Genomic DNA, 837 nt, shown 5'->3' with positions numbered 1-837 from the left:
GCGCCTCGGAGCGATCTATTGCAACGTTGCCCGATCGGTGCGGCGCGCCGTGTCCTTGCAACGCATCGTCTTTTCCGGCGGGGATAGCTCCAGCTACGCCGTCCGAACGGTCGGCGCGGAAGCGCTCGAGATCGCGGTTTTCGATGAGGTGCAGAACTGCCACGTTTGCCGCTTGGACGCGCCTGGCGACGCGGAGATCGACGGCCTCGAGGTCATGCTCAAGGGGGGGCAGATCGGTGCCGACGACTTCTTCATGCGCGCTTTGAAGGGCACCGTCCCTTCGGTTGCGGCGTAAGGACGAGAAATGCAGAAGAAGATCATCCTCGAAGCGCGGGTCAACGAGTACGCTCTGCGTACCTCCAACCCCAGCATCCCGTACACCGCCGACGAGATCGCGGAAGCCGCGGTCGCGGCGCGTAAGGCGGGAGCGGCAATCCTGCATTACCACGCAAGAACGCCGGATGGTGGCGCGACGAACACCGTCGAAGCCAACGCCGAAATTATCCGCAAAGTCAGGGCGGCCACCGATCTGCTCATTCTCCCAACTCTTGGCTTCATCTCGAATGATTCGGACGCCAAGAAGCGCATTGATACGGTGGCTGCTCTGGCGCTGGACCCGACGACGAAGCCCGACATCGCTCCGATCGACACAGGGTCGGCGAACCTCGAACTTTGGGACCCTGAGAACGGCACGTTCGAAAACCCGGAGCGATTATATCTAAACACGACCGAAAGTCTGACCCATTACGCCCGCAGGTTGGCGGAAACGGGCGTGAAGCCGAAGCTCGTCACCTGGTCGGTCGGATTCACGCGGCGGGCAATCGCCTTGATGGATGC

2 protein-coding genes are annotated in these 837 nt (G+C 61.9%); both read left to right on the top strand.

Annotated features, from left to right (window positions below; all coding sequences use genetic code 11):
- The coding region (locus EOA33_RS37235; protein ID WP_281033605.1) for a nucleotide-binding domain containing protein at nucleotides 1-295 on the top strand (295 nt) is incomplete at its 5' end.
- 9 nt (nucleotides 296-304) lie between these two features.
- On the top strand, nucleotides 305-837 hold a 533-nt coding region (locus EOA33_RS37230), incomplete at its 3' end, for a 3-keto-5-aminohexanoate cleavage protein (protein WP_145989576.1).

This window comes from Mesorhizobium sp. M4A.F.Ca.ET.050.02.1.1 (assembly GCF_003997725.1).
In the GTDB taxonomy this organism is placed as follows: domain Bacteria; phylum Pseudomonadota; class Alphaproteobacteria; order Rhizobiales; family Rhizobiaceae; genus Mesorhizobium.
Note: the sequence above shows the minus strand (reverse complement) of the source record. Positions and strands in the feature narration are given on the sequence as shown.